17 protein-coding genes are annotated in these 23,805 nt (G+C 37.0%); 11 read left to right on the top strand and 6 right to left on the bottom strand.

Annotation, left to right across the window (positions count from 1 at the left end; genetic code table 11):
• The first annotated feature begins 3 nt into the window (after nucleotides 1–3).
• The 3 genes from AA0017_RS12925 (at nucleotide 4) to AA0017_RS12915 (ending at nucleotide 5,475) form a co-directional block, all read left to right on the top strand.
• Nucleotides 4–855 (top strand): sugar ABC transporter permease, encoded by an 852-nt coding sequence (locus AA0017_RS12925; RefSeq protein ID WP_413374961.1) that lies wholly within the window; start codon nucleotides 4–6, stop codon nucleotides 853–855.
• Between the two features lie 25 nt (nucleotides 856–880).
• Nucleotides 881–2,947: a beta-galactosidase gene (locus AA0017_RS12920; RefSeq protein ID WP_413374959.1), complete on the top strand. Its 2,067-nt coding sequence runs from the start codon at nucleotides 881–883 to the stop codon at nucleotides 2,945–2,947.
• A 197-nt stretch (nucleotides 2,948–3,144) separates the two neighbouring features.
• A complete protein-coding gene (locus tag AA0017_RS12915; protein WP_413374958.1) occupies nucleotides 3,145–5,475 on the top strand; it encodes a glycosyl hydrolase 53 family protein in 2,331 nt (776 codons plus the stop codon).
• A gap of 273 nt (nucleotides 5,476–5,748) precedes the next feature.
• Here AA0017_RS12915 and AA0017_RS12910 read toward each other — a convergent pair whose 3' ends face one another.
• The 3 genes from AA0017_RS12910 to AA0017_RS12900 all read right to left on the bottom strand — a co-directional run bounded on the left by AA0017_RS12910 (nucleotide 5,749) and on the right by AA0017_RS12900 (nucleotide 10,492).
• Nucleotides 5,749–6,684: an MBL fold metallo-hydrolase gene (locus tag AA0017_RS12910; protein WP_413374957.1), complete on the bottom strand. Its 936-nt coding sequence runs from the start codon at nucleotides 6,682–6,684 to the stop codon at nucleotides 5,749–5,751.
• 987 nt (nucleotides 6,685–7,671) lie between these two features.
• Nucleotides 7,672–9,297 (bottom strand): PAS domain S-box protein, encoded by a 1,626-nt coding sequence (locus tag AA0017_RS12905; RefSeq protein ID WP_413374955.1) that lies wholly within the window; start codon nucleotides 9,295–9,297, stop codon nucleotides 7,672–7,674.
• Nucleotides 9,298–9,439: 142 nt separating this feature from the next.
• On the bottom strand, nucleotides 9,440–10,492 hold the full coding sequence (locus AA0017_RS12900) for an FUSC family protein (protein WP_413374953.1): 1,053 nt from the start codon (nucleotides 10,490–10,492) through the stop codon (nucleotides 9,440–9,442).
• A gap of 173 nt (nucleotides 10,493–10,665) precedes the next feature.
• On the opposite strand from AA0017_RS12900, the gene AA0017_RS12895 reads away from it, so the two are divergent.
• From AA0017_RS12895 to wrbA, 3 genes are all read left to right on the top strand, one after another.
• A complete protein-coding gene (locus AA0017_RS12895) occupies nucleotides 10,666–11,382 on the top strand; it encodes a hypothetical protein (protein WP_413374951.1) in 717 nt (238 codons plus the stop codon).
• Complete coding sequence (locus AA0017_RS12890) at nucleotides 11,379–12,149, top strand: hypothetical protein (protein ID WP_413374949.1); 771 nt, start codon at nucleotides 11,379–11,381, stop codon at nucleotides 12,147–12,149. Before AA0017_RS12895 ends, AA0017_RS12890 begins: the two co-directional genes overlap by 4 nt.
• Before the next feature lie 431 nt (nucleotides 12,150–12,580).
• The gene (wrbA, locus tag AA0017_RS12885) at nucleotides 12,581–13,192 is read left to right on the top strand and encodes an NAD(P)H:quinone oxidoreductase (protein WP_413374947.1); all 612 of its coding nucleotides are present in this window, start codon (nucleotides 12,581–12,583) and stop codon (nucleotides 13,190–13,192) included.
• Between the two features lie 277 nt (nucleotides 13,193–13,469).
• Here wrbA and minD read toward each other — a convergent pair whose 3' ends face one another.
• Together minD and AA0017_RS12875 are read right to left on the bottom strand one after the other, a co-directional pair.
• Nucleotides 13,470–14,312, bottom strand: a complete 843-nt coding sequence (gene minD / locus AA0017_RS12880) for a septum site-determining protein MinD (RefSeq protein ID WP_413374945.1) — start codon at nucleotides 14,310–14,312, stop codon at nucleotides 13,470–13,472.
• A 476-nt stretch (nucleotides 14,313–14,788) separates the two neighbouring features.
• Complete coding sequence (locus AA0017_RS12875) at nucleotides 14,789–15,658, bottom strand: AraC family transcriptional regulator (protein ID WP_413374943.1); 870 nt, start codon at nucleotides 15,656–15,658, stop codon at nucleotides 14,789–14,791.
• Nucleotides 15,659–16,600: 942 nt separating this feature from the next.
• Here AA0017_RS12875 and AA0017_RS12870 point away from each other — a divergent pair.
• From AA0017_RS12870 to AA0017_RS12850, 5 genes are all read left to right on the top strand, one after another.
• Nucleotides 16,601–18,508, top strand: coding sequence for a beta-N-acetylhexosaminidase (locus tag AA0017_RS12870; RefSeq protein WP_413374941.1), 1,908 nt, complete (start codon nucleotides 16,601–16,603; stop codon nucleotides 18,506–18,508).
• Between the two features lie 76 nt (nucleotides 18,509–18,584).
• A complete protein-coding gene (locus AA0017_RS12865; RefSeq protein ID WP_413374939.1) occupies nucleotides 18,585–19,550 on the top strand; it encodes an ABC transporter permease in 966 nt (321 codons plus the stop codon).
• A 27-nt stretch (nucleotides 19,551–19,577) separates the two neighbouring features.
• Nucleotides 19,578–20,474, top strand: coding sequence for a carbohydrate ABC transporter permease (locus AA0017_RS12860; protein WP_413374937.1), 897 nt, complete (start codon nucleotides 19,578–19,580; stop codon nucleotides 20,472–20,474).
• A 72-nt stretch (nucleotides 20,475–20,546) separates the two neighbouring features.
• Complete coding sequence (locus AA0017_RS12855) at nucleotides 20,547–22,220, top strand: extracellular solute-binding protein (RefSeq protein WP_413374935.1); 1,674 nt, start codon at nucleotides 20,547–20,549, stop codon at nucleotides 22,218–22,220.
• Nucleotides 22,221–22,480: 260 nt separating this feature from the next.
• Nucleotides 22,481–23,200: a YesL family protein gene (locus AA0017_RS12850; RefSeq protein ID WP_413374933.1), complete on the top strand. Its 720-nt coding sequence runs from the start codon at nucleotides 22,481–22,483 to the stop codon at nucleotides 23,198–23,200.
• A gap of 146 nt (nucleotides 23,201–23,346) precedes the next feature.
• On the opposite strand, the gene AA0017_RS12845 is transcribed toward AA0017_RS12850, so the two are convergent.
• Nucleotides 23,347–23,721 (bottom strand): hypothetical protein, encoded by a 375-nt coding sequence (locus AA0017_RS12845; protein ID WP_413374932.1) that lies wholly within the window; start codon nucleotides 23,719–23,721, stop codon nucleotides 23,347–23,349.
• Nucleotides 23,722–23,805: the final 84 nt, after the last annotated feature.

The following is a 23,805-nucleotide window of genomic DNA, read 5'->3' as shown; positions in this document are numbered from 1 at the left end:
GAGATGAAAACGAATATGAAGCAAAAGAAATTCTTTCGACTCTTTGTTTCTTACTTACTGTTAAGTTTTATGGTGGTTGTCATCGTATATCCCCTTCTTTGGACAGTAGGTGCAAGTTTTAATCCTGGAAACAGTTTAGTCAGTACATCGATTATTCCGGAGAATCCAACATTGGACCATTATCGAGAATTGTTTGCTGGCAAAGAGAGTTTGCAATACACGCAATGGTACAAGAACTCGATTAAGATTAGTATTTTAACGATGATTGGAACGTTAATTACGGTTTCCTTTACGGCTTATGCCTTTTCCCGATTTCGCTTTAAAGGAAGAAAACACGGGCTTACACTATTCTTATTGCTGCAAATGATCCCGCAGTTCTCTGCTTTAATAGCCTTGTTCGTTTTAGCGCAGTTACTTGGAATGATGAACAGCCACGGGCTTTTAATCTTGCTCTACATTGGTGGATTGATTCCGATGAACACGTACTTGATGAAAGGGTATATGGATTCAATTCCAATTGATCTTGATGAAAGTGCGAAAATTGACGGTGCAAGCAATACGCGAATCTTTTTACAAATTATTTTGCCCCTGTCTAAACCGATGCTTGCAGTAGTGGCTATCAATGGATTTGTCGGACCGCTCGGAGACTTTATTTTAGCATCAACGATCTTACGTACCCCTGAAGCGTATACGTTGCCAATTGGTTTATACAATTTAGTCAATGATGTAATGGGGGCAAGTTATACAACCTTTGCCGCTGGAGCGATTCTCATTAGTATTCCAGTAGCACTCATCTTTGTCTTTTTACAAAAGAACTTTGTATCAGGTTTAACGGCTGGGGGAACAAAAGGATAATTTAAGTTTTAAAAGGAGAATACTTATGTCAAACTTTCAGAAATCACGTGTTTCTAACGCAGAATTTATGCTCCATGGCGGAGATTACAACCCCGATCAATGGTTAGATCGTCCTGATATATTAGCGGATGATTTGCAGTTGATGAAATTGTCCGATTCGAATACATTCTCCATTGGTATTTTTGCCTGGAGTGCCCTAGAGCCAGAAGAAGGTGTTTATCAGTTTGAATGGATGGATGAGATTTTTAATAATATTCACGAAATAGGTGGAAAAGTCATTTTGGCGACACCGAGCGGGGCTCGTCCTGCTTGGTTGTCACAAAAGTATCCAGAAGTGTTGCGTGTCAATGAAAAGCGGATGAAGCAGCTGCATGGTGGAAGACATAATCACTGTTTTAGCTCTAAAGTGTACCGCGAGAAGACTCAACAAATGAATCGTCTATTAGCTAAAAGATATGGAAACCATCCCGCTCTTTTAATGTGGCATATTTCCAATGAATACGGTGGCGAATGCCATTGTGACAACTGTCAACATGCATTTAGAGAATGGTTGAAGTCAAAGTACAATAGTGATTTAAAAGCATTAAACGACGCATGGTGGGGGCCATTTTGGAGTCATACATTCAGCGATTGGTCACAAATTGAATCTCCATCACCAATTGGGGAAAGTATGGTTCATGGCTTAAACTTAGATTGGCGACGATTCGTAACCGATCAAACGATTTCCTTTTATGAAAATGAAGTGGTGCCATTAAGAGAAGTATCGCCTACCATTCCGATTACAACAAATTTTATGGCTGATACTTTCGATTTGATTCCGTTCCAAGGTCTCGATTATAGTAAGTTTGCCAAACACTTGGATGTCATCAGTTGGGATGCCTATCCAGCTTGGCATAATGATTGGGAAACGACCGCCAATTTAGCGATGAAAGTCGGCTTTATTAATGATTTGTATCGAAGCATGAAGCAGCAACCGTTTTTGTTGATGGAGTCTACTCCAAGCGGGGTTAACTGGCATAGTGTGAATAAAGTCAAACGTCCAGGAATGCATTTACTTTCTTCGATGCAAATGATTGCCCATGGCTCTGATAGTGTGCTTTATTTCCAGTGGAGAAAATCAAGGGGTTCTTCTGAGAAGTTTCATGGTGCAGTGGTGGACCATGATAATAGTGCTGAAAATCGTGTGTTCAAGGAAGTCGCTCAAGTAGGAGAAACTTTAAAAGCACTTCCTAAGATTGTTGGTACTAACCGTCCGTCAGAAGTTGCGATTTTGTATGATTGGGAAAACAATTGGGCACTTAATGATGCACAAGGTTTTGGCATGGAGACAAAACGTTATCCACAAACGTTGCAAGAACATTATCGCCCATTTTGGGAAAAGGACATTCCAGTTGATGTCATTACGAAGGAACAAGATTTTTCTGCGTATAAATTGTTAATCGTCCCGATGCTGTATTTAGTGAGTGAAGATACGATTGCACGATTAAAAGCGTTTGTCGCAAATGGTGGTAGATTGGTCATGACTTATATAAGTGGAATTGTAAATGAATCCGATTTGACCTATTTAGGTGGCTGGCATTCAGAGCTTCAAGAAATTTTTGGAATTAAGCCGCTTGAGACGGATACGTATTATCCAAACGATAAAAATTACGTTCACTATCATAATAAGACGTATTTATTAAAAGATTATGCAACTGTGATCGAGGTTCATTCTGCTAAAGTAGAAGGGCAATACTTAGAAGATTTCTATGCACATACGCCAGCTGTAACAAGCCATTCGTATAAAGAAGGAAAAACCTATTATATCGGGGCACGGTTAGAAGCTGATTTCCAACGCGACTTTTATAATCAAGTGATTGAGGATTTGGCATTAGAGTCTGTAAGCCAAGTGAAGCATGGAAAAGGCGTCTCCGTTCAAGCAAGGCAAGATGATGAAAATGATTATCTATTTGTTATGAATTTTACGGAAGAACTTCAAACAGTAGAGTTTCCATCAACCGTGTTTGATCTTGTCACAAATGAAAAGCTACACGGGGATGTCACCCTAGAGAAGTATGAAGTAAGAATCGTTCAACAACCAAGAGTTAAGTAGTTCATCGAGAAGGCACCTACACTATTATTTATAGAGTTGGTGCCTTCTTCCTGAATATATAGGTAAGCGTTTACTATTTTTGTGGGAACATAATTGCTCTTGGCAGTAGTTGAAAAAGGGGGTGTTGCCAATTAAAGTGCGTCTAGTAAGGAGAGAAGCATAAATAATGATTAAAAAGGTAGAAAAGGAGAAAATCGATGAGGCGAATAATATATCAAAAAGGGCTTTTAACAATACTTGCAATAGGGTTGATAATAAGCACATTAGTGGGGTTTCAACCTGGATTAACAGTGAAAGCGAATAGTCAAATGAATGAAGAGCACCCTGCAGATCCAGAAGCAGTAGAGTCTGAAATTTTTGTGAAACGAGTAGATGGGTTGTCAGATGATTTTATGAAAGGAGTCGATATTTCAAGCATTATTGCTCTTGAAAATAGTGGGGTGACTTTTTATAACGAAGCTGGTGTTGAGCAAGATATTTTCAAAACATTAAAAGAAGCAGGGGTTAACTATGTGCGTGTCAGAATATGGAATGACCCGTTTGATGGGCAAGGTAATGGCTATGGGGGAGGAAACAATGATTTAGAAACGGCGATAGAGATTGGGAAGCGAGCGACCGAGAATAACATGCAATTGCTCGTTAATTTTCATTACTCCGATTTTTGGGCAGATCCAGCGAAACAAGATCCACCAAAAGTATGGGAACATTTTTCCTTTGCAGAAAAAGAAGGGGCTGTTTATCAATTTACGAAAGATAGTTTAGGAGCAATGTTAGAAGCAGGAATTGACATTGGCATGGTTCAAATTGGAAATGAAACAACCAGTGCTTTTGTTGGAGAAAACAATTGGGCGAGAATAAGTGAATTATTTAATGCGGGATCAAGTGCGGTAAGGGAGATTGACCCTACTATTTTAGTTGCGTTACATTTTACAAACCCTGAGAATGCGGGAAGATACGAAACCATTGCAAGGACCCTTGAGCAAAACCATGTAGATTATGATGTCTTTGCGAGCTCTTATTATCCGTTTTGGCATGGTACATTAGATAACTTGACGAATGTGTTAACTCATGTTGCTGATACATATGACAAGCAAGTCATGGTGGCGGAAACGTCTTATACGTATACTGCTGAGGATGGAGATGGACATGGCAATACAGCTCCTCAAGAAACAGGGCAAGTCTTAAATTATCCGATTACGGTTCAAGGACAAGCAACGGCTATAAGAGATGTCATTGAAGCGGTCGCTAATGTTGGGGAGGCTGGAATTGGCGTATTTTATTGGGAACCGGCATGGTTGCCTGTTGGACCACCTGCTCAATTAGAGCAAAATAAACAAATATGGGAACAGTTTGGTTCTGGTTGGGCAACAAGTTATGCAGCAAGCTATGACCCTGAAGATGCAGGTGAATGGTATGGAGGGAGTGCAGTTGATAACCAAGCGTTATTTGATTTTAATGGACAGCCTCTCGCTTCCATAAATATTTTTAATTATGTTGATACGGGAGCGGTAGCGACGTTAGGGGTAGATGAAATTAAAAATATCTCAATTAGTATGAATGCAGGCTCCGATGTTGAGTTACCTAGTACTGTAACAGTCGTTTATAACGATGGTAGTGAGGGCGAGGTTCCGGTTACTTGGGATCTACAAGCCTTTGAAGTGGCTTTAAATCAAGGCGTAGGAAACTATCAAATTGAGGGATGGTTAGAAGACGGGCAAGTTGTTTATGCAAATCTACAAATCGTACCTAAAAACCTAGTCTTTAATCCAAGTTTTGAAGACAGTGATCGAAGTATGTGGCACATCAATTACCCAGAAGGAGTCCAAGAGCACGTACAGTTCCAGAACAACCCAGCTGATGCAAGAACAGGTGATTACTCTTTACACTTTTATTCAGAAGAAGCTATTGATTTTTCAGTCGAGCAAACGATCACCGGGCTAGAGCCAGGCTACTATCATTTCTCAGCCTTTATCCAAGGTGGAGATGCTCATAATGCGGATATGTCGATCTATGCTTTGACTGGAAATGAAGAATTTACAACAACAACATCGGTAAGAGGGTGGAACAACTGGAGTAACCCAGAAATCCTAGAAATTCTTGTGCTTGATGGAACGATTACGATCGGAGCAAGTATCAAGGCGGATGGTGGTGCTTGGGGTACACTCGATGATTTTAACTTATATCGGACAAGCGAATACGATGAAGGAATAGAAGAAGAAATCGTACCGGACGAACCGATCGATGAGCCGATATTAGACGAGGAGAATGATTCTTCAAAAGAGGATCCCCTATTAACTCCTGAGCAGGAATCTAGTCATTTATCTCCTCAAGAAAAAGAAGAGGACGTAATTGAAAACACAGCAGCAGGTAATTCAAGCGGTAATGGACAAGCAGATGAATTAAGCAATGGTCAAACATTGCCACTAACTGCAACAAATACTCATCAAATCCTATTAATAGGTTTACTTCTAATAGGAATAGGTAGCACCCTCTATTATCTGAAAAAATTGAAAGCAACTGGAGTTTGATAGTCAATGCTTGGAATGAAAAAGGACGAGGCGAATAAAAGAGAGAAAATCAACGAATAACAATTCGAGTGAGCTAATCTCAAAAGTTGACGGAATGTATAATAATGAATAAATTACTCTCACCCACGAAAAGTGTAGGTAATTCGTGGGTAGAGTAGACTAGGTTGATCCAATAGTATTTAATCAACAAACATGAATGTATAGTCTAAGAAGAACTGACATTGTCGGTTTTTCTTAGATATACTCTTTATATAGTTCTCGATGGAACTGCGATTATACGCTGCCCCAATACGTTTCTCCTAACTTTAATACTTTTAATTGTTCCTCAGAAAGTGCGAGCCTTGTCCATTCTTTGTTAAATCTTTCTAATGCTTCTGGCCCTGTGTCATCTGCTAAACGGTAGGCACCATAATGCATCGGGATGAATAATTTTCCTTCTAGCTCTAAAAAGGCTTTAATCGCATCTTCAGGGTTTATATGGGATGAAGCCATAAACCATTCAGGTTCGTAGGCACCGATTGGCATTAAGACAGTGTCGATTGTAAATCTCTTGGAAATTTCTTTGAAGCCAGTAAAATAAGCCGTATCTCCGACAAAATAAATCGATTTATCTGACGAACTATCTTCAATAATCCAACCGCCCCAATGAGAGGTATTCATATCGTTAATAAAGCGTCTTGTCCAATGTTGGGCAGGAACGAAGGTTAATTTTATATTATTTTCTTCTATGATAAAATGTTCCCACCAATTCGCTTCAATAACCTTTTGATACCTTCTACGTGTGAAAGCTGATTTGAGACCGTGTGGAACATAAAAGGTAGGAGCTCCTTTTAATTTTTTTATGGTACTAAAATCTAAATGATCATAGTGTCCATGTGAAATGAGCACGACGTCGATTTCAGGCAAATCGGAAATTCTTAATCCAGGCTCTGTTAACCTTTTCTGGATCCCCATATGTTTTGCCCAAACAGGATCAGTTAAAATGTTTATTCCGTTAAGTTGAATGAGAAATGTTGAATGGCCGACCCATGTAATGGATAGCTTTGTGTTATTTTCTTGGAGCTCTTTCACTTCAACTTTATTGGCATGAGGAATCTGAACCGATAAGTCTTTTTTCTTTTGTTTTCTTTCCTTGGACCACTTGCGCATGTCCTTAATTGTCTTGTTGTCTACTATATCATCATAGTTTTTATATCTCATTTTTTTCAATGGATGTCCCTCTTTTCAACAATCACGCTATATAAAAATCTTTTTAAATTTGGATTCTTTTCTACTATATAGGGGAATAGAGTATTTAGCCAAATATAATGACTTCTTAATTGTAACACCAAGCTTTTTGCACCCTAATTTTGACTTGACTCGAATGAAGCTCGAAGCGATTGAATCAGAGCCGGAAAGGGAATCCAAGGCCGTCAATGAATCCGGAAGCCATCAAATAAAAGTCGCAAAGGAAATTAAAGGTCGCCAATGAATCCGGAAGCCATCAAATAAAAGTCGCAAAGGGAATCCAAGGCCGTCAATGAATCCGGAAGCCATCAAATATAAGCTAGAAAGGGAATCCAAGGTCGCCAATGAATGCTAAAGCCATCAAATAAAAGCTAGAAAGGGAATCCAAGGCCGTCAATGAATCCGGAAGCCATCAAATAAAAGTCGCAAAGGGAATCCAAGGCCGTCAATGAATCCGGAAGCCATCAAATAAAAGCTAGAAAGGGAATCAAAGGCCGCCAATGAATCCCAAAGCCATCAAATAAAAGTCGCAAAGGGAATCCAAGGCCGTCAATGAATCCGGAAGCCATCAAATAAAAGTCGCAAAGGGAATCCAAGGCCGTCAATGAATCCGGAAGCCATCAAATAAAAGCTAGAAAGGGAATCAAAGGCCGCCAATGAATCCCAAAGCCATCAAATAAAAGTCGCAAAGGGAATCAAAGGGCATCAATGAATCCGGAAGCCATCAAATAAAAGCTAGAAAGGGAATCAAAGACCACCAATGAATCCCAAAGCCATCAAATAAAAGCTAGAAAGGGAATCAAAGGCCGCCAATGAATCCCAAAGCCATCAAATAAAAGTCGCAAAGGGAATCAAAGATCGCCAATGAATGCCAAAGCCATCAAATAAAAGTTACCTATTAAATTTAGCAAAAAAGGATACTAATGAATGAGTATGAAAAAGACCTCGCATAGAGCGAGATCTTTTTCATTACATTCGATTTACTGGAAATTTCATCGTTACAATCGTGCCTTCGTTAACGATACTATCATAATGAATCGTACCTCTGTGAGCTTCGACGATTTTGAAGCTGACGGTTAAACCTAAACCAGTGCCTTTTTCCTTTTGTGAATAAAAAGGCTCCCCAATTTTTTTCAATCGTTCTTTCTCGATTCCACAGCCATTATCTTTTACAGAAATTCCGAGGTAAGCTCCTTCTTTAAATATTTCAATTTGTATATGAGTAGCCGAGGCTTCCATTGAATTTTTTAAGATGTTTAAGAATAATTGTTTTAATTGATTCGGCTCACAATCTAATAAAAGTTCTTCTGCTTTCTGATCGAGGCTGACAGTTACTCCATGTAAGTTCATTTCTGAATGAAGTAAGGTTAATACATTATCCATAATGTCATTGAGGTTCTTTTTACAAAAAATAAGTTCCTGAGGGCGGGCTAAAACGAGTAATTCACTTACGATCGTATTAATTCTCTCTAGCTCATCTAACATTACATCGTGGATAAAGTTCTTTTCTTTACTTTCAATTTGAAACAGCTGGACAAATCCTTTTAATGAAGTTAGTGGATTGCGAATTTCATGAGCAATGCCAGCGGCAAGTTCACCAACAACGGCTAATTTTTCGGTTGTTCTTAGTTTTTCTTCTGTTGCTAAAGCAGAGGTCATATCTGTTGTATAACCAATAATACCTTGAATCTCATCGCCATTTAAAATCGGAACGAAGACACAATGGACGATGACTTTTTGTCCACCTTTATGTTTTAAGAGGATCTCCGAATTTTGATCGGTCATCTTTTCAGTTCGCACATTCGCTAAAGAATGTTCAATTCGTTCTCGATCTTTTTCGTCTATATAGTCATTGATTGATTTTCCGATTGCTTCATTTGGTTCAAAACCTGTTAAGGGTTCAAATTGTGGATTTAACTCTGTAATATATCCGTTTAAATCAACCATAAAGACAAGCTCAGGATTGTATTTAAATAATGATTTATATTTGATTTCACTGTCTTTTACTTGTTTATTGGCGATAATTCGCTCAGTTACATCTCGTCCAATGACAACAAGACCTTTCCTTTTTTGATTTGCCTCAAAAAGTGGAACTTTAATTGTTTCAAATGTGCGAAACGAGCCATCGGGTTGAGGAATCATTTCTTCAACTCGTGTGATTTGACCAGAGCGCCATGTTTCTTCATCGGAATCGATACACGCTAATAGGGCATCATGATAAAAGTCGGTATATTTTGCTAGTTCTGCGTCGGTTTTTCCGCGGTAATCAACGCCTTCTAATTGAAATAATTTTAATCCATACTGATTGGTGTCAATCCATCTGCCTTCACCGTCTTTGAAGTTAACAAAGTCGACCATAGAGTTAATTAAGGTCGATAGTCGTTCTTTTTCGTTTTTGAGGAGCTGTAATTGCTCTCGTTTTCCGAGAATATGATAAATAAAAATTCCTGTTAAGAGGACAAAAACAACGCCTTTAATCTTTTGAATACTGATATAAGTATCCATATCTAAATAAAAGACAAGATAATCAGTTATGACGATCCAAAGAATTCCGATAGAAATATATATTAATAGCATTTTTCGCTTGTAAGTCATCGATGGTAACCCTTTCTCACTCGTATATTAAACTTTTTTTCACATACAGATTATACCACTGCTATCATATCATGAATTACGTCCTAGTGAAGAAAATTATCAAAACCATTTTTTTCAAAATTATTCAAAAAAATCACCTAATTTAAGGATTAGGTGAGGGGTACGGCTGTTTTGGGTTAGTTTGTTTCTTTTGCTGGGTTTCTCTTGTTTCTTGATAATCGATGAGCAAATGATAAATAGATAATAATTCAATCGCAATCGAGGTGCTTTTTGAAACAAGTACTTCATCATTTTTACTTTCATAAATGAGAGGATAAAGGATATTACGGACTTGTTGGACATTTTCACCATGAATTCGCAAAGTTTCATCGTAGAAACTATCTTTGATTAAACTCCACGCTTGGTAAAGCTGAGCAGCCTCTCTTTTTTGGAGGTTCTCTTTTTTTGAATACGCAATAATATTTTTGGTATGGGAGGTTACTTGGTACATCATGTTCACTTGTTTTTGAATTTCTTGTAAAGCAATATCGTCTTTTTCTTGTTTTTTAAATTTATGTACATCATGTTGTAATGTTAAATATTCTTTCATTTGTTGCATTTTCTCATCAATTTGTTTTAATTGCTTTTGGAGTTTAGCAGTCGTTTTTTTCGTTAAATTTTGATTGGCTAAGCTTTTATCTATTAACGCTTTTGTATCAAAAATGAGTTCTTTTTGAGTTTGACGAATGTCTTTAATAAAGTTTGGTGACCAAATGATAAGGTTTACTAATGTAGATACAGTTAAACCGATCGTTGTTGTTGCAACACGAGTAAGAAAGGTAAGGAAAAAATGATCCTGGGTCATTGGGATCATGGCTACTGCGGTTAAAGTCGACACGATAATGGCGTCATGCCAGCCAAGCCGGTGGCAAATGTAAATAGTAAAAAAAGCGGAAAGAGCAAAGGTTAATGGAACTTGTCCAAGAAGAAAATCAAAGCTCATCGCAATAGCTGCTCCAATAGCCGCAGCAGGAAGTCTAATCATTCCTTTTTTTATGGAAGCATGGACAGTAGGTTCAATCGTAACAATCGCAGCTATAACGGCAAAAACAACAGGTAAGCCTAACGACTGACAAATCCAAGCTGTAATAAAAACAGCTAACCCCGTTTTTAATAATCGTTTCCCAATCAAGGGCTTTATCCAATTTTTGATCATAGGCATGTCTCCTGTTCAGTCTCTTCTATAATTGTAAAATACTTTTTGATTGCTGAAAAGCCTCTAAAAAAAGAACGTACACCTAAAAAAATGTATAGTTTTACCAAATCTCATGATACGATTTAAATATCTTATTTTATTTATATTTAATGTTGAATTATGGAGGGGTATCGTTGTTTAGTGGTAGTTTTATTTCAATAGGTTTGGTCCTTTTTGGCTGGTCTTTGTTTTTAATTGTGTTAGTTAGTATTTATCGACGAGACGAAGCTGTTCACTCTTTATGGAGAGTTCTTCTAGTTGGCTATATTGGATTATTTTCATATGATTTTTCTTTTCAAATAAATGAAATTCAATATACAGCACCTATCTTGCCTTTAGGGGTCTTTATATTGGTCTTGTTTTTGCGAAAGCGAGAGAATGGCTGGGCCAAATATAAAAAATATGCTTGGATTGGTTTTGCTTTTAACTTTCTTTTTTTCATGACAGATATTGTCGAACGACCTTTACATAATAGTTTGTATGATATATATGATTTAGAAACTCTCATTACTAATGTTGATGATGTTACGGTTTTTACGATTCATCCTTCTGGAGAAAAAGTGCATTTTGACCCTGAGAGCTTTTATTATGATAGTTTCATTATTGAAACATTTAATAGTATTACTTGGTACGATCAAATTCAAATGAATAATGATAAGCCAATTGAATTAATTGATCGGGTCGAAAAATTTCCTTATATGATGGTAGGTGTTGAGTCAAAAAAGGGGAGCGGATTCACTCCAATTGTTTATATTGAAGAAGATAGTTTAGGGTTGTTAATTCAAGTAGGAGAAGAACATCTATATTTTCGTACTAATGATGTTTTTTTAGAATGGGGGACTGATGAATGAGTTTCATTAAGAAATTAATTATAGGAAGCCTGTTTGTTATTAGTATAAGCTTCCTTCTTATTTTTTGGTGGAGTGATGAGAGATTACCTTCTTCATTTTTAAATGAGGAGGAATTAGCCGATATTTTATCGCGAGAATATAAGAAAATGGATGAAAAATCGGAGAAGTTCGAAATTCTAGATATCATTTATTTAGATGAATCACATGTATATATTCCTTTTAAAGATGATGATGGTTCCCATAGTCAAAGTTTTTGGGAATGGCAGAATAGTGAATGGGTTCCAATTGTAACGGAACGTAGGTCATTACCAAAAATTTGGCAATTGGATAAAAAAGATCCAAGTTCTTTGTATTTTGTTTGGAATTTTAATACAGGACCAGCAGAGAAAATTATTTTTCATATGATTCTAGAACGTTCATATTCGGCAAGTGGGCTAGAGGATTATCAATATCAACCAAGAATTCAAGCTAATTATAAGGAAGCTATTAACTCGTCTTACGGCGTTAGTCAAATTCCTAAAGAATGGAAATCGGTAATTCTGGAATTGAATAAATATGAGCAACAGGAAGGGATATTTAGTTTTTGGTCTAATTCTAATGGTTTAAGTTATTCCTATTTACTCGTAAATAATAACGAAGAAATTGTTTATCCTCCTATAGAAGAGATAAATGGTTCTGCTTTTTATAATCGAGGTGGTGAACAAGTATCACACCTTAGTATGACAATGAATTCTCTTGAGTACTTTCATTGGATGGATACGGAGTAATTATTGAAATGTTTAGCTTATTATAGTTTCTACTCAAGTATTTCCGTACAATTTTATGATTAATTAAGAAGCTTAAACAAAAACTTTAAGTTTCTTTTTTATATAAAAAGGGTAAAAGATCAAGGGATTGGGAGTGAAGAAATTGTTTTTAAAATAAACTTACAAAAATATAGTTAATACTATTGTGTTAGTTAAGTGTTTTATGATAGTATATGAAATGTAGATAATTAAAGAAAGTCATCTTAATTATCTTGAAGTTAAGTAATCTGATTTAAAGATTTAATGAAAGGGAGAATCTCGGGTATACTACCAAGAGCAATTTTTGGTGGAGGTGGATTCCATAAGGTTATCCTTTTAATTGAAGAAGAAGGTGAATGGTTATGAGTTTTTTCAAAAAATTATTTGGTTCAGATGAAAAGGAGTCGAGAGAAATGGCAAATGTAAAATTAGCGGTAATTTATTATAGTTCAACAGGTACAAACTACCAATTAGCACAATGGGCGGCAGAAGGAGCAAAAGAAGCTGGTGCTGAAGTCAAGGTATTGAAAGTAAAAGAGCTTGCTCCTGATGCAGCAATTGATTCAAACCCAGCATGGAGAGCTCATGTTGACGCAACGCAAGATGTACCAGTTGCAACAAATGACGATTTAGAGTGGGCGGATGCTATTATTTTCAGTGTACCAACTCGTTTTGGTAACATGGCTGCTCAAATGAAACAATTTATTGATACAACGGGTGGACTATGGGCTCAAGGCAAATTAGCGAACAAAGTAGTAAGTGCGATGTCTTCTGCAAGTAATGCCCATGGTGGTCAAGAAGCAACCATACTTGCACTTTATAATACAATGCACCACTGGGGTTCCCTTATTGCCTCTCCTGGATACACAGATCCCGTACAATTTGCTTCAGGCGGAAACCCATACGGTGTGAGTGTAACGATTGACCAAGAAGGTAACATGGTTGAGGATGTAAAAGATGCTGCAAAACATCAAGCCAAACGTGCTGTAACAGTAGCAGGTTGGGTTAAGCAAGCAAACTCATAAGATTAAAATGAAATATAGGACTGTCTCAAAGGGCGAATGACTTTTTGAGCGGTCTTTTTTTTATGCGTGAAAAGCGGGATTAGTTGGGGGAGGAACATCGGTTTTAGGATAATTGGTAATGAAGTAAGTGTGAGGCGGGAATTAGGGTGCGAATAAAAATGAATAAGTAATGAAACACGTGTAATGCGTGAATTACGGTTCGAATAACTAGTAAATAGACCGTCAAAATAAAAAAGGCTCTCAAAAGCTGATGACATGACTTTTGAGACAACCTTGATTATTTTGTACGCACTTTACGATTTTTAGTTAAATTAAAATAATGAACCATCTTTAGTGGCTGCATGAATTGTTTTTTGTGTGTATTTTTTGTTGAGATATAACGTAATGTTTTTTCCATCAGAACATTTCTAGCAATATGTCTAAATCTTAATCCGCTTTCCAAATGACTGTACAAGGCAATCACTTTACCTTCGTTTGATGATTTAATGATTTCCTCATCTTCATGAATGACTCCTAATAAAGCAGTGTTTAGTTGCTTTTCAATTTCACTTTGAAGCAAACGGTGGCCTTTATCTGCTTGACGCTTATTATAATAATTAATTATGAGTTTAGGCGTTTTTTTCATTCTTTTTTCTAACATACCGATGACTCGATCGGCATCTTGCACGGCTGTTCTGTCAGGTGTTGTGACAACAATGGCTTCAGATGCTGCAGAAATGGCAGTTTGAAAACCTTTTTCTATACCGGCTGGAGAGTCAATTAAAACAAAATCAAAGAATCCATCCGTTTTGAGTTTTAAAATAGCTTTTTGAAAATGAGCTGAATCATAATCAAGTTCTGTAACGGTACGATTTCCTGGCAATAAATATAAATTAGGTAGTTGCTTGTCCTTAATTAACACTTGTTGAAGGTTATCGCATTTTCCTGAAACATAATCTAATACGTCAAAGATAATTCTTTTGGTTAGTCCGAGTGGAATGTCTAAGTTCCTTAACCCGAAGTCAGCATCAATTAAACAGACCTTTTTTCCCATTAAAGCTAGGGCAGTACCAATATTAGCTGTGGTCGTCGTTTTTCCGACCCCGCCTTTTCCTGAAGTAATCGCAATGATTCTAGTCATGTTCAGTCCCCTTTTTAAGACATAGTGGTTTGATTAAAACTGCAAATATGATGACATTAATTAAGAGGCTTAAGATATAAAATGAAAAAAGTACATCGTTATTAAGCATAAAGGACGTAAGCAAAGAACGAAATAGATAAAGAGACTCCACTTTTATGAATAAAAGAAAGGTCGATCGAACTAGTTGTTTATAAAAATCTAAAATTAATGGGAATAATATCCACTATTTATGACTTATTGATTGGTTCATTAGGTAATGGAAGGTAAGATCTTTTATCAACGGAGCAGAGTTTAGGATGGAGTTGTTTTATGGTTAGTTTTGTAAATGGACAAGAATGAAGAACGGTTGTAATAGCAAAAGAAGCAATCCTTTTGGTAAATAATAAACGCCAGTTGGTCAACTTATTTCCAAATGACGTTTTTTTTATTTATGGTTCGTTTAAGTTTTGTTCTAAAGTAAAGACGGCAAAAGTCTTCTATTTGGGAATATGACCTTTTCTGGCGGTCGATGGTGACTCTTTTCGTAATTTTTTATAGGCACGACTAAAGTAATTAGCATCGTTAAACCCGGTTTGTAAGGCTACTTCCATAATGCTTAAATCCGTTTTAGTGAGTAGCATATGAGCTTTTTCAATTCGTCGTTCATTTACATATTGGACAAAACTTCTTCCTGTTGCTGTTTTAAAAAGTCTACAGAAATAATAAGGACTTAAGTTTGAAATTTTCGCTGCTTCATTTACGGTTAAATCTTCGTAATAATGGGTGTCTATGTATTCTAGCACTTTATTTAAACGATTTAGGTTTTTGAGGCGAGTCGTATGTTTTTGCTCATTTAATGTTTTAACTCCGTAATGACGGACTAGGTAACCAATTAAATAAATGACGCTAGATTTTACATATAGTTCATAACCGATATTTTTATTTGTTTGTTCAACGGTTAGGTTGTCCATGATACTTCTAACCGTAGTGTCCCCACTTATGATGTTTTTGATTAATGTGTAATCATTCGGTTGTGTCATCGTTCGGTTCTTAGTGTATGTTTCGATGAAGCTGTTATGAAGGGAAGAGGTGTCGATAATCATACAGTAATAGGAGACATTTTTGCTAAAGCCGATCCCTTGATGTAACTCATTACTGTTAATAATAAGGAGGTCGCCTTCTTTTGCTTCAAAAGTATTTGAATTTATTTCAATAGCAGCATGTCCTTGTGTTATAAAAAGCAATTCCATTTCTTCATGCCAGTGCTTTTGAAATAAAATCCCTTCATTTGCGTGTTGCTCAAAGGTAATTCTTAAAGGGAAGAATGGGTCAGTATATAATGGTTTTTCATACAAAGATAAGTCCATTTAAACCTCCTATTATAAAAAGCGGAGTCCGTTCGCTCAGAAGCGAGAAAAAATTAGGGGCGGCTTTTGAAGACGCTTTTTGTCTTCATAAAGACGAACCGATTTTTCTCGAGCTTCTAACAGACGCAGCTAGATTGAATAAAAAGCGGAGTCCGTTCGTTCAGAAGCGAGAAAAAGAGTAGTTGGTTTACTGCGTCAGCTGCATACCCTACGCGTTCCGCGGGTGAGTCGGGAGCCTCCTCGCTAAGCCTGCGGGGTCTCCCGTTCCTCACTAATCCCGCAGGAGTCTTCGGGTATTCCGCTGACTCCGTTTTGGTTAACGAAAAGTGAATTGGCTCAACTGACTATAGAATATTATGATTGGTTTTACTCGAGCTTCTAACGGACGCAGCTAGATTGATTATAAAGCGAAGCCTGTTTGGTTAGAAGCGAGAAAAAGAGTAGTTGGTTTACTGCGTCAGCTGCATACCCTACGCGTTCCGCGGGTGAGTCGGGAGCCTCCTCGTTAACCCTGCGGGGTCTCCCGTTCCTCACTAATCCCGCAGGAGTCTTCGGGTATTCCGCTGACTCCGTTTTGGTTAACTAGAAACCATTCGATTCAACAGACCATTGAACATTATGATTGGTTTTACTCGAGCTTTTGATATGGGCAACAAAACTTCTTTTGGCTCCAGACATTATGACAAATTTAATGACTGATTTTCTTCTATTATAAAAAATCTACGCTAGATTAAAAGAATTAAAGCAAGATTGTACTAAAAATGAGCAAAAGAGTGAAAGAGTTTTAAGTGTTTATAACATTATAATGTAATAAAGAATTAGATTTCACCTAGAATAATTATCAGAAATAATTCAATATTCTTAGTTTTTGTGTTTCCTTTTCATTTTACCATAAGTGTGTAAATGTAAGGAGGCAGTTTTTAATACTCGGGGGTGGCAACAGTGAAGGTAAATATTTATGGAGAGGTTTCAACTATAGAAGAGGGATTAAAAACGATCCAAAGTCGATTAGGATTGCAATTATCTCCAGAAGGAATTCCGATTAAGATTCAACAAGGGAAAAAAATTGAAGTTCATTTTGAAAATGGTAGAGGGAAAATAATCTACGATAAAAAAGTTCAATTTTTTAGAGCTTTAGGATTATTTCTTGAAAAAGTAACAAAGGAAAATCAATCAGTTCAAATAGAAGAGGAAGCTCAATTTGAGACCATTGGTCCGATGTTCGATTTTTCACGAAATGCAGTTATGAATGTACCTAGATTAAAAGAAATGATTCAAACACTTGCTCTAATGGGGTTTGATTCCATGATGTTATATATGGAAGATACGTATGAAGTAGAGGGTGAGCCATACTTTGGCTATATGAGAGGTCGTTATACAGAAAAAGAATTAAGAGAATTAGATGATTATGGCCATCAGTTCGGAATTGAATTGATTCCTTGTATTCAAACACTTGCCCATTTAGAAGAGTTTTTAAAATGGGATGCCGCGGTTCATTTGAAAGACACTCGTGGTGCGTTACTTGTTGAACAAGAAACGACGTATGAGTTTATTCAAAAAATAATCACAGCAGCATCAAAACCATTCAGAAGTAAACGTATTCATATTGGGATGGATGAAGCGGAAGAGCTTGGGAGAGGGGTCTACTTAAATAAGTTCGGATATAGAGATAGATTTGAGCTGATGAATGGTCATTTGAAAAAAGTTCTAGAAGTAACGAAGGCTTTAGGGCTAGAACCGATGATGTGGAGTGATATGTTTATCAAATTCGCGTCCCAAACAGGGGATGTCCACTATGACTTAGACATTAAGATTCCAGAGCATATTTTAGAAGAAACCCCTAAGGATGTTCAACTCATGTATTGGGATTACTTCCATACAAAAGAAGAAGAATACGATCAAATGATTCAGAAGCACAAGGCATTTGGACGTACTCCTGCTTTTGCTGGTGGAATATGGGTATGGAATACATTTAGTACAAACTATGGCTTATCTTTACGTACATCTAACGCAGCTTTAACAGCTTGTAAAAAAGAAGGGATCAAGGATGTGTTTGTGACCCTTTGGGGAGATGATGGTTATGAGAACAATGTATTCACTGCCCTTTTAGGATTACAACTTTATGCTGAACATGCTTATACAAAAGGAAATGTAGAGGACGAGAAGTTAGCTGCTAGAACTGAGTTTTGTACAGGGGTTAATCAAGAGGACTATATGCTTTTTAATGCTCTTGACTACTTACCAGGAATTCCAGCTGATAATATGTCACAAACCAATCCATCGAAATTTTTATTATGGCAGGATGTGTTAATTGGCTTGTTTGATACCCATGTAAAAGGAATTGACCTTAAAAGCCATTTTGAGCAACTAGAAGAGAAAATTAAGAGCTCTCGTAACAGCAATCGTGAACTTGATTATATGTTCGACGTTCCAGAGAAGCTATCCGCTGTGCTAGCCGTTAAGGGTGATTTAGGAATTCGTTTAAAACAAGCCTATGATCATAGAGATAAAGAGACATTGTTGGAAATTGTTGAAAAAATGATTCCAGATGTGATTCAAAAAGTACAGCAATTAAGGCTCGCGCATCGAAGCCAATGGCTCCATGTAAATAAACCTTTTGGGTGGGAAGTTATCGACATTCGTTATGGTGGATTGTTAACAAGGCTAGATACAGCAGCGATGAGAATTGAAGCTTATCTTAATGGACAAATTGAAAAAATCGAAGAACTTGAAGAAGAACGCCTTAATTTTAATCGAAATGTTGAAGAATCAACAGGAGTTGGTTGGTCAAGTTATTATTACCGAATGGCATCACCAAATGTCTTCTTCCATGTATTACCTATTTATTAAAAATCTAAAACTATTCATTTTCGATTAGAGTTCTAGAGTGATTTTATAGGAGAAAGTTTTATGAAGGGAGAAAAGCATGGCAAAGTTAGGCACATCAAAAGGTAAAAGCTTAGCACATATTCCAGATAATCAAAAAGGTCCGCTAGCTCGTTTTTTCCAGCAATGGGAATTACAGATGATGGTGTTGCCTGGAATTATCCTTATCTTAATCTTTAACTATATCCCGATGTACGGGGTAGTAATGGCCTTCCAACAATTTAACATCTTTGAGGGGATTTCAGGTAGTAAGTGGGTAGGTTTGGAGAACTTTGAGCGCTTTTTTAATGACCCACGTTTTTGGGAAATCATGCGAAATACGCTCATCTTAAGTTCTATAAAAATCTTAATTGGTTTTCCAGCGCCTATTATTTTGGCTTTAGCTTTAAACGAAGTGCGGAACATGGCATTTAAACGTTCGGTTCAAACGATTACTTATCTACCGCATTTCTTATCATGGGTTATTGTTGCTGGATTTGCAATGTCTTTATTATCTACAGATAACGGAAGTATCAATATTTTATTACAACAACTGAAGTTAATTGAACATCCGATACACTTTCTAGCCATTCCCGAATATTTCTGGACGATTATTGTTTCGACGAATGTCTGGAAATCAATTGGTTTTGCTTCAATCGTCTATATTGCCGCTATCGCTGGGGTTGATCCACAGCTATATGAAGCAGCCGCTCTTGATGGGGCGAGCAGATTTAAGCAAATTTTCTTAATTACGATTCCGTCGATTATGCCGATTATTGTTATCTTCTTTATTTTGGAAATTGGTAATCTATTAAATGCAGGATTTGAGGACTTATTATTACTTGGTAATAATCCGATTTTACGCTCGGTTTCTGATGTTATTGATACGTATGTGTACCGAGTTGGAATAAGCAATGGTCAGTATTCCTATGCAACAGCCATTGGTCTATTTAAAGCAGTAATCAGTGTTGGCTTACTAACAGCGGCAAATTACTTCGCCCGAAGATCAGGGAACAGCTTATGGTAGGAATAGAGCGAAAGGGGGAGTTTTGCAATGCTTAAACCAACAGCTGGCGATCGTGTCATGATGACGATTATATATATAAGTTTAACTTTATTAGCTTTTTCTACTTTTTACCCATTTTGGAATTCACTCGTAATCTCGTTTAATGCAGGTCAAGATACTGCGCTGGGGGGAGTCACTTTTTGGCCACGAGAATTTACATTAGAAAACTATACCATTGTTTTTCAAGATAAAAGATTGATGGATGCTTTTGTTATATCGATTTTAAGAACCGTTATTGGAACCGTTCTTTCAGTTTTCTTAACAGCTATGCTTGCATACGGACTATCAAAAAGAGAATTGATTGGTAGAAAATTCTTCATGCTCTTCTGTTTATTTACGATGTTCTTTAGTGGGGGATTAATTCCAACGTTTTTATTAATTCGTGAGCTTGGGTTAATGGATAGCTTCTGGGTCATGATTATTCCGATGTTAATCTCTGTTTGGAATATGATTATTTTCCGAACTTTCTTTGCTCAATTACCAAAAGGGCTTGAAGAATCAGCCAAAATTGACGGATGCGGTTATTGGGGAATCTTTTTCCGAGTGGTCTTGCCGTTATCAGGTCCGGTTATTGCTACCTTATCGCTTTTTACAGCTGTTGCACACTGGAACGACTGGTTTTTGCCGAGTATCTATATAACGACTGAGAGTTTAATTCCGATTCAAACGTTATTGCAAAAGATATTAAACTCAAACACAGTCAGTTCAGCGATGAACCAGCTTGATGCTGGAGCCCAAGCAATGATGTCGCAACAAATGAAAGTTACCGGTAAATCTTTGTCGATGGCGACGATGATGGTGGCGACCTTGCCGATTATTATGGTGTATCCTTTCATCCAGAAATATTTTGTTAAAGGAGTATTAATTGGCTCATTAAAAGAATAGTTTCACCTTTACTTTGATTTAAGGCACTTTTGCTTTAAATAAATTATTTAAGAGAATAAGGGGGATTTAAGTATGTTGATGAAAAAGAAGGGATTTCTTCTATTTGTAGCGACATTGATGACTGTTCTTATTTTAGCTGCATGTTCTGGTGATAGTGTCGACAATGAGCCAGAAGAACCAGCCGATGAACCAGGTACAGAAGAGGGAACTGGTGAAACAGCAGAATCAGAAGGTGACGCTTGGGTACTTGGCTCTGAACAATTAGACATTACGGTTTTTGGTAACTATGATTGGTACACAATGGACCAGTGGGGAGCCGATGAAGCGACGGCTAATATTCAAGAGTTATACGATGTACACCTTACGGCCATTGATGGTGGTGGTAATGCCGCTCAACGTTTAAGCACGATGATCGTTGATGGAAATTTACCTGATATTATTTGGACAGATAGAGGTGCGGATGTTGAAAGGCTTCGTGAAGGTGGGGTATTAGTAGCATTTGATGATTATCTTGATAAATATCCAAACTTAAAAACGTGGATGAGTGAAGAAGCAATGAACCTTCTTCGTTCAGAAGATGGCAAGCTTTATCAATTCCCGAACTGGTACAATGACCAACCTTTTGGTAATGGTGGATACCTCGTCCATAAAGGGATCTATGAGGAGTTAGGTTCTCCTTCATTAGAAACAACTGACGATTTATATGAATATTTAAAGTTAGTACAAGCAGAATTTCCTGATGTTATTCCATTTGAAACAGGGGTTGAAGCTCAAGGTGTAGGTGTCCTTTATTCAGCTTTTGCTGAGGGACGTGCCCCAACTGATATTCGTAACCAAGGGGTTCCAAATGGCGACAAGCTTGTTTCTTTATTTGAGGATGAAAACTATGTTGATTCTTTAAAATATGCAAGTAAATTATTCCGTGAGCGTTTAATGACACAGGATGCTTTAACACAATCAGCTGATGATTTAGAGGAAAAAATCTTAAATGGTCGTGTCGCTGTATTTGCGGGAGCAAGTGTTACAACTTTAGGTCAAAGAGGACATCAGCAATTAATTGCCGATGATCCAGATAGTGGTTATTTTGTTGCTAACCCAATTCATAAAGAAGGAAATAATCCTAACAATACTTTCCCTGGCGATTATAATCAATTAGGTTGGAACGTAAATGTGATTACAACTTCTGCTGAAGACCCAGAAAAAGTATTCGCATTCCTAGATTGGTTAACAGGTCCTGAAGGTCAAATGCTTTCCATGTTTGGTCCAGAAGGAGTTTATTGGGATGGTTGGATTGAAGAAGGAGTCCTACCTAACTTCACAGATGCCTATATTAATGACCAAGAAGGAGCAAAAGAAATGGAAGGTGGAGCTGCTTCATTCCAATTTAATGGAAACTCTAAATTCCTTGACAATGCAAAAGGTTCTTATGAAATGCAATTACCAGAGGACCAAATTACTTGGACAACATATTGGCAGCAAGAAGTTTTATGGCCTAGCCAATTAGATGTCACTGAATTTTTGAATATTAACCCAATGCCTGAATCAGATGAAGGTATTGCCCAACAACGTATTGGTGAAATCTTTGAAGAAGCACGTGCAAAAGCACTTTATGCTCAAAGTGATGAAGAAGTAGAACAAATTGTAGCCGATGCTAATGAGCAAGCGATGGCGGTCGGATATCAGCAAGTATTAGATTATAAAACAACGAAATGGCAAGAGAATTTAGCAGCAATGCAAGGTAACTAATGATATGAATGGTTGCGGGTATCTCAGAAGGTTCGAGCCTTTGAGATACCCCTTTCATATCGAAGTAATATCGGGAAAAAACTTTGAGCTTTACATACTGAATCGTATAAAATAGAGCTATATCAAACTTAAAAATTTTCCAAAGAGGATATGACAACATTTTTGCTTATTTAGGAGCAAACAAAGGATTGCGTCTTTCAAATGTAAAGCATGTCCATTATTTGTATAAAAAAGATTATGAATAAAATTGGGGGTAAATTATGGGACTTACAGGCATCTGGAGCAAACTTTTTAGTCTATCAGAGTGGCTCATGAAAATACTATATGTGAATGGGTTGTGGTTATTATTTAATCTACCTCTCGTTTATTTATTGGCAAATATTGTACTTGCTCCAACGTTTGAAAGTTTATCTGTCCTACTTATTTCTTTTGTTGTCTTACTTCCTTTTATTTTTTTTCCGGCAACAACAGCGATGTTTTCCGTCGTTCGAACTTTTGTGATGAAAACAGAGCAATCGATTTTTCGCACTTTTTGGAAAGGTTTTAAGGGAAATTATATTCGTAGTTTGATTGGTGGGGTTTTCTTTTCGGCATTATGGTCATTATGGATTTACAACTATTACTTAGCACAAATTGAATGGCAGTCGCCTCTATTTTATTTTTACTTAGTGACTACCGTCTTTTTAATTAGTTGGAACGCCCATTTTTTCTCGGATACTGTTCATTTTAATGTGAAGTTTTTTACATCAATTAAAAAGTCTATTTTGTTAGCTGTCGGTTATTTGCCCTATACGATTTCTATGGTTGGGGTTTCGAGTTTTAGTATTTATACGTTAAATTCTTTTCATCCGTTATTTGCCTTTTTTCTAAGTGGAGGAGTTTTTGCTCTCGTTTGTTTTTTTGCCTATTATCAAATTATTAAACGAGCGATAAAAATACAGGAGAAAATAAAAAAACAACAAGAGCAAGAAGCGAGTTAAATATTCATCATATAAAAAGGTAGAATCGTCCATTACGTAGCCTACTCCGCGAGCAGCATGTCCTACACATTCCGCGGTGAGTCGGGTCGGGAGCCTTCACGCTAATCGCTACGTCTTCCATCCTTCGCCCACGCAACCCGACTTATTTATTGTTTCGCTTTTTCTCCCTTAAATCCTTTCCATCTAAGAGGGGTATATGTATCAATGGAGTGAGCCATAATTGCTCCAGCTTTTGGAAAATGTTTGCGGAGATCACGGCAAGCATTTATTCGATAGTCATTTAAATGAGTGATTCGTTGATCATAGGGCACAAGTACTTCCGCATGAACCGAAAGTTGGATATAAAATTGCTTTTCTTTTTCGTCAAACTCCTCTTTTATTAATTGGACATTGGAGATTTGTACGGTATTTGTTTGATAGGACAAAAGGTGGTCAATCCTTTTGTTGATTTCGCTTTTGTCATAACGACTATGTTTATAAAAATAGAGATTGGCTTCACAAAATGCTTTTCCTTTATACAAAATAAATCCCTCCAGCTGATGATCCCCTTTATTTTATCAAAGGAAACAACTTTGTACGAGTAATTAGAAATGAGCTATTAAATA

It is taken from the genome of Alkalihalobacillus phoenicis (genome assembly GCF_047302405.1).
Classification (GTDB): Bacteria; Bacillota; Bacilli; order Bacillales; family Bacillaceae_D; genus Alkalihalobacillus.
Note: the sequence above shows the minus strand (reverse complement) of the source record. Positions and strands in the feature narration are given on the sequence as shown.

Bases quoted from the DNA above. Each gene is read 5' to 3' on its own strand.
- AA0017_RS12875 (WP_413374943.1), bottom strand. From the start codon at position 15,658: ATGGACTTATCTTTGTATGAAAAACCATTATATACTGACCCATTCTTC.
- AA0017_RS12860 (WP_413374937.1), top strand. From the start codon at position 19,578: ATGCTTAAACCAACAGCTGGCGATCGTGTCATGATGACGATTATATAT.
- AA0017_RS12890 (WP_413374949.1), top strand. From the start codon at position 11,379: ATGAGTTTCATTAAGAAATTAATTATAGGAAGCCTGTTTGTTATTAGT.
- AA0017_RS12850 (WP_413374933.1), top strand. From the start codon at position 22,481: ATGGGACTTACAGGCATCTGGAGCAAACTTTTTAGTCTATCAGAGTGG.
- AA0017_RS12855 (WP_413374935.1), top strand. From the start codon at position 20,547: ATGTTGATGAAAAAGAAGGGATTTCTTCTATTTGTAGCGACATTGATG.
- AA0017_RS12915 (WP_413374958.1), top strand. From the start codon at position 3,145: ATGAGGCGAATAATATATCAAAAAGGGCTTTTAACAATACTTGCAATA.
- AA0017_RS12905 (WP_413374955.1), bottom strand. From the start codon at position 9,297: ATGACTTACAAGCGAAAAATGCTATTAATATATATTTCTATCGGAATT.
- minD (WP_413374945.1), bottom strand. From the start codon at position 14,312: ATGACTAGAATCATTGCGATTACTTCAGGAAAAGGCGGGGTCGGAAAA.
- AA0017_RS12900 (WP_413374953.1), bottom strand. From the start codon at position 10,492: ATGATCAAAAATTGGATAAAGCCCTTGATTGGGAAACGATTATTAAAA.
- AA0017_RS12925 (WP_413374961.1), top strand. From the start codon at position 4: ATGAAAACGAATATGAAGCAAAAGAAATTCTTTCGACTCTTTGTTTCT.
- wrbA (WP_413374947.1), top strand. From the start codon at position 12,581: ATGGCAAATGTAAAATTAGCGGTAATTTATTATAGTTCAACAGGTACA.
- AA0017_RS12920 (WP_413374959.1), top strand. From the start codon at position 881: ATGTCAAACTTTCAGAAATCACGTGTTTCTAACGCAGAATTTATGCTC.
- AA0017_RS12865 (WP_413374939.1), top strand. From the start codon at position 18,585: ATGGCAAAGTTAGGCACATCAAAAGGTAAAAGCTTAGCACATATTCCA.